The 15,482-nt window shown below is 72.6% G+C and carries 16 protein-coding genes; 6 read left to right on the forward strand and 10 right to left on the reverse strand.

The window, feature by feature from the left end:
* Nucleotides 1–4: 4 nt before the first annotated feature.
* The 3 genes from AB0D29_RS19095 to AB0D29_RS19105 all read right to left on the reverse strand — a co-directional run bounded on the left by AB0D29_RS19095 (nucleotide 5) and on the right by AB0D29_RS19105 (nucleotide 2,584).
* Complete coding sequence (locus AB0D29_RS19095; RefSeq protein WP_030036261.1) at nucleotides 5–301, reverse strand: DUF4193 domain-containing protein; 297 nt, start codon at nucleotides 299–301, stop codon at nucleotides 5–7.
* A 382-nt stretch (nucleotides 302–683) separates the two neighbouring features.
* Nucleotides 684–1,925, reverse strand: a complete 1,242-nt coding sequence (locus AB0D29_RS19100) for a HAMP domain-containing sensor histidine kinase (protein ID WP_362855547.1) — start codon at nucleotides 1,923–1,925, stop codon at nucleotides 684–686.
* A gap of 5 nt (nucleotides 1,926–1,930) precedes the next feature.
* Nucleotides 1,931–2,584, reverse strand: coding sequence for a response regulator transcription factor (locus AB0D29_RS19105; RefSeq protein ID WP_030008767.1), 654 nt, complete (start codon nucleotides 2,582–2,584; stop codon nucleotides 1,931–1,933).
* A gap of 245 nt (nucleotides 2,585–2,829) precedes the next feature.
* On the opposite strand from AB0D29_RS19105, the gene AB0D29_RS19110 reads away from it, so the two are divergent.
* A complete protein-coding gene (locus tag AB0D29_RS19110) occupies nucleotides 2,830–3,009 on the forward strand; it encodes a hypothetical protein (RefSeq protein WP_319728675.1) in 180 nt (59 codons plus the stop codon).
* 166 nt (nucleotides 3,010–3,175) lie between these two features.
* On the opposite strand, the gene AB0D29_RS19115 is transcribed toward AB0D29_RS19110, so the two are convergent.
* Both AB0D29_RS19115 and AB0D29_RS19120 read right to left on the reverse strand, forming a co-directional pair.
* Nucleotides 3,176–3,976, reverse strand: a complete 801-nt coding sequence (locus AB0D29_RS19115; protein ID WP_362855678.1) for an inositol monophosphatase family protein — start codon at nucleotides 3,974–3,976, stop codon at nucleotides 3,176–3,178.
* A gap of 14 nt (nucleotides 3,977–3,990) precedes the next feature.
* Nucleotides 3,991–5,145, reverse strand: a complete 1,155-nt coding sequence (locus tag AB0D29_RS19120) for a ferrochelatase (protein ID WP_362855548.1) — start codon at nucleotides 5,143–5,145, stop codon at nucleotides 3,991–3,993.
* A 171-nt stretch (nucleotides 5,146–5,316) separates the two neighbouring features.
* Between AB0D29_RS19120 and AB0D29_RS19125 the strand changes: the two genes are divergently transcribed.
* Nucleotides 5,317–6,582, forward strand: coding sequence for an MFS transporter (locus AB0D29_RS19125; RefSeq protein WP_362855549.1), 1,266 nt, complete (start codon nucleotides 5,317–5,319; stop codon nucleotides 6,580–6,582).
* Nucleotides 6,524–7,861, forward strand: coding sequence for a D-arabinono-1,4-lactone oxidase (locus tag AB0D29_RS19130; protein ID WP_362855550.1), 1,338 nt, complete (start codon nucleotides 6,524–6,526; stop codon nucleotides 7,859–7,861). Before AB0D29_RS19125 ends, AB0D29_RS19130 begins: the two co-directional genes overlap by 59 nt.
* A gap of 32 nt (nucleotides 7,862–7,893) precedes the next feature.
* Here the strand turns inward: AB0D29_RS19130 and AB0D29_RS19135 are convergent, their stop codons facing one another.
* A complete protein-coding gene (locus AB0D29_RS19135) occupies nucleotides 7,894–8,712 on the reverse strand; it encodes a hypothetical protein (protein ID WP_362855552.1) in 819 nt (272 codons plus the stop codon).
* 487 nt (nucleotides 8,713–9,199) lie between these two features.
* On the opposite strand from AB0D29_RS19135, the gene sepH reads away from it, so the two are divergent.
* Complete coding sequence (gene sepH, locus AB0D29_RS19140) at nucleotides 9,200–10,258, forward strand: septation protein SepH (protein WP_362855553.1); 1,059 nt, start codon at nucleotides 9,200–9,202, stop codon at nucleotides 10,256–10,258.
* Between the two features lie 136 nt (nucleotides 10,259–10,394).
* On the opposite strand, the gene AB0D29_RS19145 is transcribed toward sepH, so the two are convergent.
* The gene (locus AB0D29_RS19145) at nucleotides 10,395–11,240 is read right to left on the reverse strand and encodes a sulfurtransferase (protein ID WP_362855554.1); all 846 of its coding nucleotides are present in this window, start codon (nucleotides 11,238–11,240) and stop codon (nucleotides 10,395–10,397) included.
* 176 nt (nucleotides 11,241–11,416) lie between these two features.
* Between AB0D29_RS19145 and AB0D29_RS19150 the strand changes: the two genes are divergently transcribed.
* Together AB0D29_RS19150 and AB0D29_RS19155 are read left to right on the forward strand one after the other, a co-directional pair.
* Nucleotides 11,417–12,202 (forward strand): VOC family protein, encoded by a 786-nt coding sequence (locus AB0D29_RS19150; RefSeq protein WP_362855555.1) that lies wholly within the window; start codon nucleotides 11,417–11,419, stop codon nucleotides 12,200–12,202.
* Nucleotides 12,203–12,266: 64 nt separating this feature from the next.
* Nucleotides 12,267–12,863 carry a DUF11 domain-containing protein gene (locus AB0D29_RS19155; protein ID WP_362855557.1) on the forward strand — a complete coding sequence of 199 codons (597 nt, stop codon included), beginning with the start codon at nucleotides 12,267–12,269 and terminating at the stop codon, nucleotides 12,861–12,863.
* A gap of 91 nt (nucleotides 12,864–12,954) precedes the next feature.
* On the opposite strand, the gene AB0D29_RS19160 is transcribed toward AB0D29_RS19155, so the two are convergent.
* The 3 genes from AB0D29_RS19160 to AB0D29_RS19170 all read right to left on the reverse strand — a co-directional run bounded on the left by AB0D29_RS19160 (nucleotide 12,955) and on the right by AB0D29_RS19170 (nucleotide 15,479).
* On the reverse strand, nucleotides 12,955–13,605 hold the full coding sequence (locus AB0D29_RS19160; RefSeq protein ID WP_362855559.1) for a thymidine kinase: 651 nt from the start codon (nucleotides 13,603–13,605) through the stop codon (nucleotides 12,955–12,957).
* A gap of 72 nt (nucleotides 13,606–13,677) precedes the next feature.
* Entirely contained in the window at nucleotides 13,678–14,880 is a 1,203-nt protein-coding gene (locus AB0D29_RS19165) for a nucleotide pyrophosphatase/phosphodiesterase family protein (RefSeq protein ID WP_362855560.1), read from the reverse strand.
* Nucleotides 14,880–15,479: a DUF5998 family protein gene (locus AB0D29_RS19170; RefSeq protein ID WP_362855561.1), complete on the reverse strand. Its 600-nt coding sequence runs from the start codon at nucleotides 15,477–15,479 to the stop codon at nucleotides 14,880–14,882. The genes AB0D29_RS19165 and AB0D29_RS19170 overlap by 1 nt, the downstream gene beginning before the upstream one ends.
* Between the last annotated feature and the right edge of the window lie 3 nt (nucleotides 15,480–15,482).

Raw genomic sequence — 15,482 nt, forward strand, 5'->3', positions numbered from 1 at the left:
CCTCTCAGTCGCAGTCGCGACAGATCGGCTGACCGTTCTTCTCACGCGCCAGCTGGCTGCGGTGGTGCACCAGGAAGCAGCTCATGCAGGTGAACTCATCGGCCTGCTTGGGCAGGACCCGGACGGCCAGCTCCTCATTGGAGAGGTCCGCACCGGGAAGCTCCAGGCTCTCGGCCGAGTCGAATTCGTCCATGTCCACGGACGAGGACGACTTCTCGTTACGTCGGGCCTTCAGCTCTTCAATGCTGTCGTTGTCGACGTCGTCGTCTGTCTTGCGCGGGGTGTCGTAGTCCGTTGCCATTGTTCGCTCTCCCCCTCTGGGTGTTAGCGGTGTCTCAGCGCACGTAACGCACGAGAGGCCGGACTTGTGCCCGACCTGAGGCGGAGATTTTGCCTCACATCAAGGTCTGTTACTCAATCGACACCCAGCCGCCCACCTGAAGGGGCGATTGGCTGGGATGACGACCGGGACCGTACACGGTCCGGGGGCCGTCTTGCACAAACGCCACCCCGTGTATTTCCCGCCATACGGGGGGCCGGAAACCCGGACTTCCCGGGCTTTCCGGCCGCCCCGGGGTCACTGAACGCACATGCGCCGACACTCGCCACTGTGATCGATCACACAGGAGCAATTGCTTTCAAAGGGCAAGCGTTCAGCCAACAGCGAACACAGAGTGCATGACTCACAAGGGAAGAGTGACACGCATCACGAGGCCACCGCCTTCCCGGGGTGTTGCCTGGATCCTTCCGCCGTGTGCGCGCGCCACGGAGCGCGCGATCGACAGACCGAGCCCGACACCCTTGTCACTGCCCGTGCGCTCCGTACGCAGCCGCCTGAAGGGCTCGAAGAGGTTGTCCACCTCGTACGCGGGAACAACGGGACCCGTGTTCGATACCAGCAGGACCGCCTGACCGTGCTGGGCCTCGGTCGTGACCTCCACCCAGCCGTCCTCCGGCACGTTGTACCGGACGGCGTTCTGCACCAGGTTGAGGGCGATCCGCTCCAGCAGCACGCCGTTGCCCTGGACGACGGCCGGCGCGCGCTCGCCGCGGATCTCCACGCCCTTCGCCTCGGCCTCGCCCCGCACCTGGTCGACGGCGCGCGAGGCCACCTCCGCCAGGTCCACGGGCTTGCGCTCGACTATCTGGTTCTCGCTCCGGGCCAGCAGCAGCAGGCCCTCGACCAGCTGCTCGCTGCGCTCGTTGGTGGCGAGCAGGGTCTTGCCGAGCTGCTGGAGCTCCACCGGGGCCCCCGGATCGGAGAGGTGCACCTCCAGCAGCGTCCGGTTGATCGCGAGTGGCGTGCGCAGCTCGTGCGAGGCGTTCGCGACGAACCTCTGCTGCGCCGTGAAGGCCCGCTCCAGCCGGTCGAGCATCTCGTCGAAGGTGTCGGCGAGCTCCTTGAGCTCGTCGTCCGGCCCGTCCAGCTCGATCCGCCGGGTCAGGTCGGTGCCGACCACCCGGCGGGCGGTACGGGTGATCTTGCCCAGCGGCGAGAGCACCCGGCCGGCCATCGCGTAGCCGAAGGCGAAGGCGATGATGCTCAGCCCCAGCAGGGCCATCAGCGAGCGGCTCAGCAGGTCGTCCAGGGCGTGCCGGCGCTGCTCCAGCGCGCAGGCCTTCATCGCGGTGTTGAACTGTTCGAGCTGGTTGATCCTCGACACCGGGCAGGTGGTGCTGGTGACCTGGACGTTCTGGCCGTCGACGATCTCGTACATGAGGGCGTTGCCCTGCCGCAGCGCCTGGGCCGCCAGCAGGTAGATGATCGACAGCAGCAGGATGCCCGCGATCAGGAACATCCCGCCGTAGAGCAGCGTGAGGCGTATCCGGATGGTCGGGCGCAGCCACGGGAAGGGACCCTCGGGCTGGCCGGGGTCCCAGGTCGGTTTCGGTGGCGCCGCCGGTGGCGCCGGGCTGGTTGCCACGCGGGTCAGATCCGGTATCCGGAACCGGGCACGGTGACGATGACCGGCGGCTCCCCGAGCTTGCGCCGCAGGGTCATGACCGTCACCCGTACGACGTTGGTGAACGGGTCGGTGTTCTCGTCCCAGGCCTTCTCCAGCAGCTGCTCGGCGGAGACGACGGTCCCCTCGCTGCGCATGAGGACCTCCAGCACCGCGAACTCCTTCGGCGCCAGCTGCACCTCCTTGCCCTCGCGGAACACCTCGCGCCGGTTCGGGTCCAGCTTGATCCCGGCTCGCTCCAGTACGGGCGGCAGCGCGACGGTGGTGCGCCGGCCGAGGGCCCGCACGCGGGCGGTCAGCTCGGTGAAGGCGAAGGGCTTGGGCAGGTAGTCGTCCGCCCCGAGCTCCAGGCCCTCCACGCGATCGCTGACGTCGCCCGAGGCGGTCAGCATGAGCACGCGCGTGGGCATGCCGAGCTCGACGATCTTCCGGCACACGTCGTCGCCGTGCACGAGCGGGAGGTCCCGGTCGAGCACGACCACGTCGTAGTCGTTCACGCCGACCCGCTCCAGGGCGGCGGCGCCGTCGTACACGACGTCCACGGCCATGGCCTCCCGGCGCAGTCCGGTGGCCACCGCATCGGCGAGCAGCTGCTCGTCCTCGACGACGAGTACGCGCACGTCGTTTCCTTCCTCCGAGCCCAGAAGGGCACACGTGTATTGCGTCGACCATCCTGCACGTTTCGGCCGTAAACCGGCTGTAAGGCGGGTCGTGGAGGGGCTCACGGGACGGAAGTGAGGATTCCCTGGCCTGGAGAGGTTTCTGGGCCCAGGGTGCCGGGGAGGACGACAGCACACCCCATCCACTCCCTGACGGCGGACAGCCACGTGCCGCCGCCGACCCACGAAGAGGGGGCGAACCCATCATGGACGCATTCACCGCGGGTCTCCTGCAGCGCATCAGGTCCACGCAGTCGGACCTCATGCACGCCCGCGAGACGGGCGACGACTTCCTCGCGGAAGTGGAACAGGCGGAGCTGGAAGACCTCCAGCGACTCGCCGCCGAGCACGGTGTCCCGGTCTCGGCCACCGTACCCGCCTGCTGACCCCTGCCTGCCGACCCGATCCCGAGCCGACCTGCTGATCCCCCACGGCTCCCGCACGACGCGAACCCCGGCCGCCCCCTCGGGCGGCCGGGGTTCGCGTGCTTCCGGCGTCCCGACCCGGAGTGACCGGACCGGGGCGCCGCAGGACCGGTCGGTCAGTGGCCGGTCAGTCGTGCCAGGCCCCGGACTCCTCCAGCAGCGGCTGCAGCGAGGCGAACACGGCGGGGGTGGCGGCCAGGGTCAGCTCCCCCGAGGCGCGCTCCCCCGGCCGGCCGCCCGTCACGGCCCCCGCCTCCCGCGCGATCAGCTCGCCGGCGGCCAGGTCCCAGGGGTTCAGCCCCCGCTCGTAGTACCCGTCCAGCCGCCCGGCGGCCACGTCGCACAGGTCCAGCGCCGCCGACCCGCCCCGCCGGATGTCGCGTACCAGCGGGATGATCCGGGCCGCGATCCCGGCCTGGTGGGCCCGCCGGGTCTGCACGTACGCGAAGCCAGTGCCGAGCAGGGCCTGGTCCAGCGGCGCCGCCGGCCGGCACGCGAGGCGTGCCGTGCCCATCCAGGCCCCGCCGCCGAGCACCGCGTGGTAGGTCTCCCCGCGCATCGGCGCCGCCACGACGCCCACCACGGTCTCGCCCTCGTACTCGGCGGCGATGGACACGCCCCAGCTCGGGAGCCCGTAGAGGTAGTTCACGGTGCCGTCGAGCGGGTCGACGACCCAGCGCACCCCGCTGGTCCCCCGGGTGTCCGCGCCCTCCTCGCCCAGCAGCCCGTCCTCGGGCCGCCGTTCGGCGAGGATGCCGGTGATCAGCTTCTCCGCCGCGATGTCCATCTCGGTCACCACGTCGATCGGGCTGGTCTTCGTCGCCGCCACCGCCAGATCGGCCGGCCGGCCGTCGCGCAGCAGAGCCCCGGCCTGCCGGGCGGCCTCCAGGCCCACGTCCAGCAGTTCTGCCTTCAGCTCTTCGGAGATCACGGTTCCTCTTCCTAGGCGTACGGACTGTCGGCGCCCGCGGCCGCCGGCCGGGGGCTGCGCGCCGGGCAGCAGCCCACCGCGCACAGGTCGTGGCTCTGCCCCAGCGTGCCCACCCAGCACTCCGCGGCCGGCTCCCCGCGCTCCTTGGCGGCCCGCTCCAGCACCAGTTCCCGTACGGCCCCGGCGAACAGCGGATCGGCGCCGACGGTCGCGGAGCGCGCGACGGGCAGGCCCAGTTCGGCCGCCTTGGCGGTGGCCTCGGTGTCCAGGTCGTACAGGACTTCCATGTGGTCGGAGACGAAGCCGATGGGCACCATCACGACGGCCGGGGCGCCCTCGGCGTGCAGGGCCTCCAGGTGGTCGCAGATGTCCGGCTCCAGCCACGGGATGTGCGGGGCGCCGCTGCGGGACTGGTAGACGAGCTGCCAGGCGTGGGCGGTCCCGGTCCGGGCGGCCACCTCGTCCCCGATGACGCGGGCGACGTCGAGGTGCTGCTTGACGTAGGCGCCGCCCTCGCCGTCCCCGGTGTGGTCCTCGACGGGGCCGGAGGCGTCCGCGGCGGCCGTCGGGATGGAGTGGGTGGTGAAGGCGAGGTGGGCCCCGTCCCGGACCTCCTCGGGCAGCGCGGCGAGCGAGGCCAGCACCCCGTCGATCATGGGCTGCACGAAGCCGGGGTGGTTGAAGTAGTGCCGCAGCTTGTCGACCTCCGGCAGCTCCAGCCCCTCCTCGGCGAGGGTGGCCAGCGCGTCGGCGAGGTTCTCGCGGTACTGCCGGCAGCCCGAGTACGAGGCGTACGCGCTGGTCGCGAGCACCGCGATCCGGCGCCGGCCGTCGGCGACCATCTCCCGCAGCACGTCGGTCAGGTACGGGGCCCAGTTCCGGTTGCCCCAGTAGACCGGCAGGTCCAGCCCGTGCCCGGCGAAGTCCTTGCGCAGCGCGTCGAGCAGCGCGCGGTTCTGCCCGTTGATCGGGCTGACCCCGCCGAAGCCGAAGTAGTGCTGCCCGACCTCCTTGAGCCGCTCGCGCGGGATGCCGCGCCCGCGCGTGACGTTCTCCAGGAACGGCACGACGTCGTCGGGTCCCTCGGGGCCGCCGAAGGACAGCAGCAGGAGGGCGTCGTACGGGGCGGCGGGCCCGCCGGCGGGCGGGAGGAGCTGGTCTGACATGCGTCGAATCCTGCCACCCGGCGTCCCCGCGGGAGAAGCGGCCCGGCCAGGAGCAGCCCCGCGACAAAAGGTAAGGTAAACCTTAGTTCCGGGTCCGGAACCTTCCCCGTGCGGGTGCCCGGTAGGCGGTCGTAACCTGTATGGGCCCACGACGTCCCTTACGGAGGGCCCTTGCCCAGTCCCTATCGCGCCATCTTCTCGGCCCCCGGCACCAAGGGGTTCAGCGCCGCCGGCCTCATAGGCCGGCTGCCGATCTCCATGGTCGGCGTGGGCATCCTCACGATGATCTCCGAGATCACCGGCCGCTACGCCATGGCGAGCGCGCTCACCGGCACGCTGGCGCTCGCCGCCGCGGTCATCGGCCCCCAGGTCTCCCGGCTCGTGGACCAGTACGGCCAACGGCGCGTCCTGCGGCCCGCGACCCTGATCTCCGTGGCGGCGGTCACCGGGCTGCTGCTGGCCGCCGCGAACGGCCTGCCGGACTGGACGCTCTTCGTCTGCGCCGCGATCGCCGGCTGCGTGCCCAGCGTCGGCTCGATGGTCCGCGCCCGCTGGACCGTCATCTACCGGGACTCCCCGCGCGAGCTGCACACCGCGTACTCCTTCGAGTCGGTGGTGGACGAGGTCTGCTTCATCTTCGGCCCGATCCTCGCCATCGGGCTGTCCACCACCTGGTTCCCGGAGGCCGGGCCGCTGATCGCCGCCGTCTGCCTGATGGTCGGCGTGTGGCTGCTCACCGCCCAGACCTCCACCGAGCCCGCCCCGCACCCGCGCGACGAGAACGCGGAGCGCACCTCCGCCCTGCGCTCGCCGGGCCTGCAGGTGCTGACCGCCACCTTCGTGGCGACCGGCGCGATCTTCGGCTCCATCGACGTGGCCACCCTGGCCTTCGCGGAGGAGCAGGGCAGCAAGTCCTCGGCGAGCTTCATCCTGGCCGTCTGGGCCCTCGGTTCCTGCCTGGCCGGCATCGTGTTCGGCCTGCTGCATCTCAAAGGCCGGACAGAACGCCGTTGGGTACTGGGCGTATGTGCGATGGCCGTGAGTATGATCCCCCTCCTACTGGCCGGGAACCTTCCGTTTCTGGCCGTGGCGCTCTTCGTCTCGGGCCTCGCCATCGCTCCCACGATGATCACCACGATGGCCCTGATCGAGGCGCACGTACCACACGCGAAGCTGACCGAGGGCATGACGTGGATCAGCACCGGCCTCGCGGTCGGCATCGCGCTCGGGTCCTCCGTGACCGGCTGGGTCGTGGACGCGGCCGGCGCGCGGACCGGGTACGTCGTCTCCATCTCGGCGGGGGTGGCCGCGGCGGCGGTGGCGTTCGCGGGATACCGCCGGCTGACGAGGCCGGCGCAAGGGGAGGAGCCCTCTAGCGATGGCGACGGCGACAGCGGGGACAGCAGGGAACAGCAGGCCGGCCACCACGTGGCATAACTGGGCGGGCAACGTCACCGCCACGCCCGCCCGCGTGGTGACCCCGGCCTCGGTCGGGGAGCTCCAGGAGACGGTCCGCCGGGCCGCCGAGGAAGGACTGCGGGTGAAGGCGGTCGGCACCGGCCACTCCTTCACCGCGGCCGCCGCGACCGACGGGGTGCTCGTACGCCCCCAGGCCCTGGCCGGGATCCGGGCCATCGACCGGACCGCCGGCACCGTCACGGTGGAGGCGGGCACGACCCTCAAGGATCTGAACCGGGCCCTGGCCCGGGAGGGCCTGTCGCTGACCAACATGGGCGACATCATGGAGCAGACGGTCTCCGGCGCCACCAGCACCGGCACCCACGGCACCGGCCGCGACTCGGCGTCCATCGCCGCCCAGATCCGCGGCCTGGAGCTGGTCACCGCCGACGGCCGGCTGCTCGTCTGCTCGGAGAAGGAGAATCCCGAGGTCTTCGCGGCGGCCCGGATCGGCATCGGCGCGCTCGGCATCGTCACCGCGATCACCTTCGCCGTCGAGCCGCTCTTCTTCCTGACCGCCCGTGAGGAGCCCATGGGCTTCGACCGGGTGACCGCGGAGTTCGAGGAGCACTTCGCGGAGAACGAGCACTTCGAGTTCTACTGGTTCCCGCACACCGGCAACTGCAACACCAAGCGGAACAACCGCAGCCAGGGTCCCGCCGCCCCGCCCGGACCGGTGAGCGCCTGGGTCGAGGACGAGCTCCTGTCCAACGGCCTCTTCCAGGTGGTGAACTCCCTGGGCCGCGCGGTGCCCGCCACCATCCCCTCCATCGCCCGCGTGGCCAGCCGCGCCCTGTCGGCGCGCACCTACACGGACATCCCGTACAAGGTGTTCACCAGCCCGCGGCGGGTGCGGTTCGTGGAGATGGAGTACGCCCTTCCGCGCGAGCGGGTGGTCGACGCGCTGCGGGAGCTGCGCGCGATGGTCGACCGCTCGGGGCTGCGGATCAGCTTCCCGGTGGAGGTGCGGACGGCCCCGGCGGACGACATCACGCTGTCGACGGCCTCGGGGCGCGAGACGGCGTACGTCGCGGTGCACATGTACCGGGGCACCCCGTACCAGGCCTACTTCACGGCGGCCGAGCGCATCTTCACCGCGCACGGCGGCCGGCCGCACTGGGGCAAGGTGCACACGCGGGACGCGGAGTACTTCGCGCAGGTCTACCCGCGGTTCGGCGAGTTCACCGCGGTGCGGGACCGGCTCGACCCGGGCCGGGTCTTCGGCAACGACTACCTGCGGCGCGTCCTGGGCGACTGAGGTCCGGCCGGGCCGCCCGGCATCACGTGGCGTCAGGGAGTGCTCTGCCGTGCGGCCGGTGTCGACGCGTCAGGACCCGGTGGCGGGGTCGGCGGCGCGGGGGTCGGCGTCGGCGTCTGCTTCGAGGGGGAGGGGCCGGGCGTCGGGCCTCCGGAACCGGAGGGGCCGGGGTCGGGACGCGGACTCCCGCTCGCGTCGTGGCTCGGGCTCGGGCTCGGGCCGCCGGGCGCGGGCGAGGAGTCGGGGGTGGCTCCCGGCCCGGGGCTCCTGCCGCCCTTCCCGCCGCCCGCCGGCTCCTCCCGGGGCGTCGTGGGCCGGTCCTGGCCGGCCTTGCGGGTGCCGCCGGAGAAGAGGGTGCCGCCGCCGCTGCTGACGGAGGTGCCGGCCATCGCCTCGTAGGTGCCGAGGCCGCCGATGGCGAGGGCGAAGGCCGCTCCGGAGGCCACCGCGGTGCGCTTCCAGCCCCGTACCCGGGTGCCGTGCACGGTGGCCTCGCCGAACTCCTCGCCGAAGTCCCCGACGGGCGCGGCCGTGTGCGGTGCCGTCATGGCGTCGGCCGGCTCCCGCTCCTCACGGGACGGCGGCACCCGGCGGGTCCCGGTCCGGGCGCTCCCGCGCAGCCGGCCGCCGGTGCGCCGGAAGAAGTGCTGGATGACGGGCCCGCCGGCGGTGGCGACGACGCTGACCACGCCGGCCCCGAGGATGGTCCCGTAGACGCCCGTCTTCGAGGCGAGCAGGGCCGCCGCCACGGTGGCGAGCGAGGAGCCCGCGACCTGGGCCGCGCTCAGGTCGAGCTTCTTCTCCTCCGGTGCGTCCCCGGCGTCCTGCGTCGTCTTCTGACCCGTCGACATCCCGTGTGTGTCCCGCCTCTCACGCTTCTCCTCTTCCAGCAGTTACTGACCGCCGAGCGAAGCGGATAGTTCCGTTTCTGGTGATTCTGTGAAGCAAGACACCCGAAATCGGACGAGGGGGCAGGTGGGGCCCGACGGAGGGCAGCCCAACTCCCGCCGTCCGGGAGAAGTTCGGCGGCGCGGCGGTCCACCCAGGTGGCCCGAATGGAGTACTGTGGCGAGCCCTGGGGCCGTCCTTCCTTTCGGATGTCCGGACTCGGGAGAGGGGGCCGACTGATGGAGAACGGCACTCAAGACCGGTGATGCCGCGGTATTGCACGGGCTCCTGCTGCGCACAGTAACCGTTCGGTCACTGTGCGTGCCCAACAGGTAACCGTGCCATAACGGCGATCAAGGGCGCATGCCCGACACGCCGGTTTAACTCGGCAAGGTTGTGGCAGGCTGCACCCGGGCAGGCCACACTCGACTAGCGGAAGCAGCGACGCACGTGACGTCGGCAGGCACCACCCGGGAGGTCCCCATGCCCGAACTGCGTGTCGTGGCCGTCTCAAATGACGGCACACGACTGGTGCTCAAGGCTGGGGACAGCACGGAGTACACGCTTCCGATCGACGAACGGTTGCGGGCTGCCGTGCGCAACGACCGCGCGCGCCTGAACCAGATCGAGATCGAGGTCGAGAGCCACCTCCGCCCCCGCGACATCCAGGCCCGCATACGGGCCGGTGCCTCCGCGGAGGAGGTCGCTCAACTCGCCGGCATCCCCGTCGACCGCGTACGCCGCTTCGAGGGCCCCGTGCTCGCCGAGCGCGCCTTCATGGCCGAGCGGGCCCGCAAGACCCCCGTGCGCCGCCCCGGCGAGAACACCGGGCCGCAGCTCGGCGAGGCCGTGCAGGAGCGGCTGACCCTGCGCGGGGCCGAGAAGGAATCCGTGCAGTGGGACTCCTGGCGCCGCGACGACGGCACCTGGGAGGTCCTCCTCGTCTACCGGGTCGCGGGCGAGCCGCACTCGGCGAGCTGGACCTACGACCCGCCGCGCCGGCTGGTCGTGGCCGTGGACGACGAGGCCCGTTCCCTGATCGGCGAGTCGGAGGACCTGCCGGCGACGCCGGAGCCGAGCTTCCCCTTCGTGCCGAGGATCGCGCGGCTGCCGCGCGACCGTCCGCTGGACCGCGCCCTGGACCGGCAGCTGGAGCGGCCGGACAACAGGCCGGCGCCCGCGCCGGACCCGGAGGAGGAGCGGGACACCCTGACGAGCCTGCTGGAGGCGGTCCCGAGCTTCCGCGGCGACATGGTGGTCCCCGAGCGCACCGACGCCCCGGCGACGGAACCGGAGGCGGAGGAGCCGCCGGCCCCGGCCGCCTCGGCGGGCGCGGGCTCCGCGTACGCCGACGTCCTGATGCCCCGCACGGTGGCGGGCCACCGCGACCGCCTGACGGGCACCACCGACCGCCAGGCGGAGGCCGACGGGGTCCGCCCCGGGCGGCGCGCGGCGGTGCCGAGCTGGGACGAGATCGTCTTCGGCACCCGCCGCAAGAAGCAGGAGTAGCACCACCGCCGACGCCTGGGGCGGCGGACCGGGCAGTACGGCGGGGCCGGCGAGCGGGCGGGTTGTGCCGGGGCCGGGCGCCCGCCGGGGCGCCGCCCTGGGGGGAGCGCCCCGGCACACACGCCCGGCCCCGCGACTACTGGGGGTCCGGTCCCGTGGCCACCGGGCGGGCCGGGTCCGAGGACCACTGCGACCAGCTGCCCGCGTAGAGGTCGGACGCGATGCCCGCCACCTCCAGTGCGAGGACCTCGTGGGCTCCGGAGACCCCCGAGCCGCAGTACACGCCCACCGGGCCGGCCCCGGAGGCGCCGAGCCCCTCGAACCGGGCGCGCAGCGCGTCCGCGGGCAGGAAGCGCCCGTCCGGGCCCACGTTCTCCGTGGTCGGCGCCGACAGGGCGCCCGGGATGTGGCCGCCGACGGGGTCGATCGGCTCGACCTCGCCGCGGTAGCGCTCCCCCGCCCGGGCGTCGAGGAGTACCCCTTCGCGCGCCCGTACGGCCGCCGCGTCCGCGTCCAGCAGCCCGACCGCACCCGGAGTTGGCTTGAAATCGCCTTCCTCGGGAGTCACCCGATCGGCCGTCACCACACCCCCGGCCACCGTCCACGCGTCCAATCCCCCGTCCAGGACCCGCACGTTCGGGTGACCCGTCCAGCGCAGCAGCCACCACGCCCGGGCGGCTGCCCAGCCCTGGCCGCCGTCGTACACAACGACGGGCGCGTCCACGCGGACGCCGGCCCGCCGCATCACCGCCCCGAAGGCTTCCGGGTCCGGCAGCGGGTGGCGCCCGCCGGCCCCCGGCGGACCTGCCAGTTCGCGGTCGAGGTCGACGTACACCGCGCCGGGCAGGTGTCCTTCCTCGTAGGCGGGCCGCTGGTCGGGGCCGCCGAGCTGCCAGCGGACGTCCAGCAGCACCGGCGGCCGGGGGCCCGCCAGCTCGTCCCTCAGTTCGGCGGCGGAGAGGATCGCAGGTTTCGCAGTCATGCCGGCCATCTTCCTCCCCGCCCGGAACCGGCGTAACAAGCCCGTCATCGGTGGGGCGCACCGATCCGGTCAACTCCGTGCCAGGACCCCGCGATGCGGCGCGGTCGGGGCGCGCCGGGTCCTCCGGAGTGGAAGCATCAGCACCGGTAAGCGGCACGACGGAGGAGACGGCTGACATGACCGAGGCAGCGGAAGCAACCCGGCGCACGCCCGGTACCCCGTGCTGGGTGAGCCTCATGGTGCACGGGCTCGGGACCACCGAGGACTTCTACGCCGACCTGTTCGGCTGGGAGTACGTACCCGGACCCGAGCAGCTCGGCCCGTACGTACGCGCCGTGCTGAACGGCCGGGAGGTGGCCGGGATCGGCGAGATGCCGCCGGACCGGCATCTTCCGGTGGCCTGGACGACGTACCTCGCCACGGACGACGCCGACGCGACGGCCGAGTCGGTGCGTTCGTGCGGCGGCACGGTCGCGGTGGGCCCGCTGGACGCGGGCATCGCGGGGCGGGTGGCGATCTGCTCCGACCCGCTGGGCGCGATCTTCGGGCTGTGGCAGGCGCAGAGCCGCATGGGCACCCGGCTGCCCGGCGGACCGGGCACCCCCGTCTGGAACGAGCTGGTCACCCAGGACACCTCGACGGTCGGGAAGTTCTACGAGCACGTCTTCGGCCACGAGGCGCTGGCACACAGCACGGCCTCCGACGACTTCGACTACCTGACCCTCAACCTGGAGGGCCGGCCGGTGGCCGCGGTGCACGGCGTGGGCCGCTCGCTGCCGCACGACCGCGGCCCGCACTGGATGGCGTACTTCGAGGTGGCGGACACCGACGCGGCCACGGCCCGCGTCGCGGACCTCGGCGGCCGCGTCATCGACCCGCCCCGCGAGGGCGTGCGCGGCCGCCAGGCCACGGTCGCGGACCCGGAGGGGGCGGTCTTCACCCTCGTCCGGTCACGGGACTAGGCCGAAGGCTACGGCCCGGCGCCCCGTACCGGCGCGCCCTGAGCGTGGTGGGCGCGGTGACGGCGTGCTGGCTGTTGTCCCTGACGCCTTCGGCGGCGTCGACGCCGGACGGCACGGGTGGTTCCGAGTCGCCCGGGGCCGTGCACCCGCCGCGCCCGCGCCCGGCACCGGAACGCCTCCCACCGCACCGGTCCCCGACGCCGCGGACCTGACGGTGTCGGGCGGGCTGCGCCCGGGTGCCTCCCTCGGCGCGGAGCAGCGGGAGGGCAGCGGCTCGGCGGCGCGGGAGACCTTCGACTACCTCGTGACGGTGACCAACCACGGACCGTCCACCGCCCGGCAGGTACGGGTCACCGACCAGCTGCCCGTCTCCCTGGAGTTCGTCTCGTCCCCCGACGGCTGCGCCGCGGAGGGCAGGACGGTGGTGTGCGGCCCGCTGGCCGCCCTCGCGGTGGGCCGGACCCACAGCTGGGTGATCACCGTACGGCTGTCGGCCGGCTACCTCGGCGACGGTGCGGACATCGTCAACGAGGCGGTCGTCGGCTCCGACACCGCGGACCCGGATGCCGCGAACAACTCGGCATCGCTCACGGGGTTGGAGATCCCGCCCACGGTCAAGGATCCGACGGCCGACCTGGAGGTCGGCAAGACGACCCCGTGACCCGTTGACCCGGTGACAGCGACGGAAGGCCGGCAGAGCACCCCGCTCTGCCGGCCTTCCGGCTTCGGTTCCCCCGCCTCTGCGGGAACGGTCAGGCGTGGTTGACCGGGAGGACGTCCGGGGAGAGGGCGCCCGCGTGGGCGGCGGCCGAGGTCATGCGGCGGCGGTGGTGACGGCGGCAGAGGACCTCGTAACCGATCTCCCCCGCCGGGCGGTTCACGTCGCCGACGACGACCTGGGCGCCCTCGACGACCATCTCACCGTCTATCGTGCGGGCGTTGTGGGTGGCGCGGGCCCCGCACCAGCACAGGGCCTCGACCTGCAACTGCTCGATCCGGTCCGCCAGCTCGATCAGGCGCTGCGAACCCGGGAAGAGCTTCGTGCGGAAGTCCGTCGTGATGCCGAAGGCGAAGACGTCCATGTCCAGGTCGTCGACGATGCGGGCCAGCTGGTCGATCTGCTCCGGGGCCAGGAACTGGGCCTCGTCCACGATCACGTAGTCCGCCCTGCCGCCCTTGGACAGCTCGGCGACCAGGTACGCGTACAGGTCCATGCCCTCGCCCGCCTCGACGGCCTCCGTCACCAGGCCGAGCCGGGAGGAGAGCTTGCCCTCGCCCGCCCGGTCGTCACGCGTGAAGATCACGCCCACCAGGCCGCGCGCCGAACGGTTGTGGGTGATTTGCAGAGCCAGCGTGCTCTTTCCGCAGTCCATCGTTCCGGAGAAGAACACCAGCTCGGGCATGGGGAGTACGGGACCTTTCGGATCGGGGGTGGGAGGTGCGGGAGGGGAGGAAGAGGGGGAAGGGGCGGAGGTTCAGGAACGGATCTCGAGCAGCGGGACCAGCTGCTCCGCCGCGGTCATGGAGCCGTGCATGCCGACGAGCGCGGACTCGTTCGGCTCGTTGCGCGACGCGGTGATCGCGACATCGGCCTGGGCGGCCGCGACCACGTCGCCGATGCGTCCCAGCACGCGCTCGTCGCACTCCCCCGGCGTGCCGAACCAGCCCAGTTCCAGGGCCTCTTCGCGGCTCGCGACCCAGAACCTGTCGCCGAGCACCTCGCGCCACACGGTCAGTACGTCGTTCTGCGCGCCCGGCACCGCGTACACGTGCCGGGCCCGGCCCTCGCCGCCCAGCAGCGCCACACCGGCGCCGAGCTCCCAGTCCTCGTCGAAGTCGATCCGCGCGTCCTCGTCGAGCGGGACGTCGACCATGCCGTGGTCCGCGGTCACGTACAGCGCGGTGCGCGGCGGCAGCTGCTCGGCGAGCCGCTGCACGAGCCGGTCGACCAGCATCAGCTGGCCGCGCCAGGCGTCGGAGTCCACGCCGTGGCGGTGGCCGGCCCCGTCGAGCTCGCTGTAGTACGTGTACACGAGGGAGCGGTCACCGGCCGCGAGGCGGTCGGCCGCCAGGTCCATCCGCTCCTCGCCGGTCATCCGGCCGAGGAAGGTTCCGCCGCTCAGCGCGACCTTGGTGAGCGGGGTGGTCTGGAAGGTGGGCGAGGACACCTGGGCGGTCGCCACACCGGCCTTGTCGGCCAGCTGGAAGACCGTCGGGTACGGCTGCCAGGGCTTGGGCGGGGTCCACGGGTGCCAGCGGAGCTGGTTCATCAGCTCGCCGGTGGCCGGGTTGCGCACGGCGTAGCCGGGCAGGCCGTGCCGGGCGGGCGGCAGGCCGGTACCGACGGAGGCCAGCGAGGTGGCGGTGGTCGCCGGGAAGCCCGCGGTGATCGGGCGGCCGGTGCCGCCGCGCGAGCTGCCGAGGAGGGAGGTGAGGTACGGGGCCTCGTCCGGGTGGGCCTTGATCTGCTCCCAGCCCATGCCGTCGACCAGGAACACGCAGTTCCGGTCGGCCGGGGTCAGCTCGGCGATGGCGGCGGTGAAACCGGGGACGCCCTGGCCGGCCACGAGCGTGGGCAGCAGGTCGGCGAGGGACCCGGTGCCGTACTCCGGGACGGGTGCGCCGGCCAGGTCCAGCAGCTCCGGCTCGGGCCAGTCCTGCGCCGCGGAGTACGCCATCAGCGGGCGGGGGTGGAGGACGTGGCCGCCGTGGCTTCGGAGAGCGCCTGGGCGAAGAGCAGCGTCTGACGCACCGCCTCGGGGCCGTCGCCGGCCTCGCTGACCCGCAGGCTGAGGTCGTCGGCGGTGGAGTTGCCGGTGTAGCCGTGGTCGGAGTCGCAGTTCGGGTCGCCGCAGGCGGCCGGCTCCAGGTCGATCCGCGAGACCGCGCCCCAGCCGATGGTCAGGACGACCTCGCGGGGCAGCGTGCCCGGGGTGTAGGACTCCGGGTTGGCGACGACACGGCTCAGCACCACGGAGGAGATGCTGGACAGCTTGACCGACTCGGTGGAGGTGGTCGCGTACGGGGACGGGGACCCGGCGTCGGCGGCCTGCTCGTCGGTGTGGCTGACGATGAAGCGGTTACCGGTGAGGACCAGCACCGTGACGTGGCGGCGCACCTCGTTGGAGTCGAAGGTCGTCTCCTGGTGGACCAGGTACGACGAGATCGGCTCGCCGCCCACCGCGGCCTCCACGGCCTCGGCCACGAGGGCCGGGTAGTAGCCGCTGCGCTCGATCGCCGTGCGCAGCCCCTGGGTCGTCGTACCGGATTTCGCCATGAG

The sequence above is a fragment of the Streptomyces sp. NPDC048424 genome, assembly GCF_040651555.1.
Classification (GTDB): domain Bacteria; phylum Actinomycetota; class Actinomycetes; order Streptomycetales; family Streptomycetaceae; genus Streptomyces.

Excerpts from the sequence above, each read along its gene's own strand:
- AB0D29_RS19095 (WP_030036261.1), bottom strand. The coding sequence starts at position 301 with ATGGCAACGGACTACGACACCCCGCGCAAGACAGACGACGACGTCGAC.
- AB0D29_RS19165 (WP_362855560.1), bottom strand. The coding sequence starts at position 14,880 with ATGGCGTACTCCGCGGCGCAGGACTGGCCCGAGCCGGAGCTGCTGGAC.
- AB0D29_RS19150 (WP_362855555.1), top strand. The coding sequence starts at position 11,417 with ATGACCGAGGCAGCGGAAGCAACCCGGCGCACGCCCGGTACCCCGTGC.
- AB0D29_RS19170 (WP_362855561.1), bottom strand. The coding sequence starts at position 15,479 with ATGGCGAAATCCGGTACGACGACCCAGGGGCTGCGCACGGCGATCGAG.
- AB0D29_RS19110 (WP_319728675.1), top strand. The coding sequence starts at position 2,830 with ATGGACGCATTCACCGCGGGTCTCCTGCAGCGCATCAGGTCCACGCAG.
- AB0D29_RS19160 (WP_362855559.1), bottom strand. The coding sequence starts at position 13,605 with ATGCCCGAGCTGGTGTTCTTCTCCGGAACGATGGACTGCGGAAAGAGC.
- AB0D29_RS19145 (WP_362855554.1), bottom strand. The coding sequence starts at position 11,240 with ATGACTGCGAAACCTGCGATCCTCTCCGCCGCCGAACTGAGGGACGAG.
- AB0D29_RS19135 (WP_362855552.1), bottom strand. The coding sequence starts at position 8,712 with ATGTCGACGGGTCAGAAGACGACGCAGGACGCCGGGGACGCACCGGAG.
- AB0D29_RS19130 (WP_362855550.1), top strand. The coding sequence starts at position 6,524 with ATGGCGACGGCGACAGCGGGGACAGCAGGGAACAGCAGGCCGGCCACC.
- AB0D29_RS19120 (WP_362855548.1), bottom strand. The coding sequence starts at position 5,145 with ATGTCAGACCAGCTCCTCCCGCCCGCCGGCGGGCCCGCCGCCCCGTAC.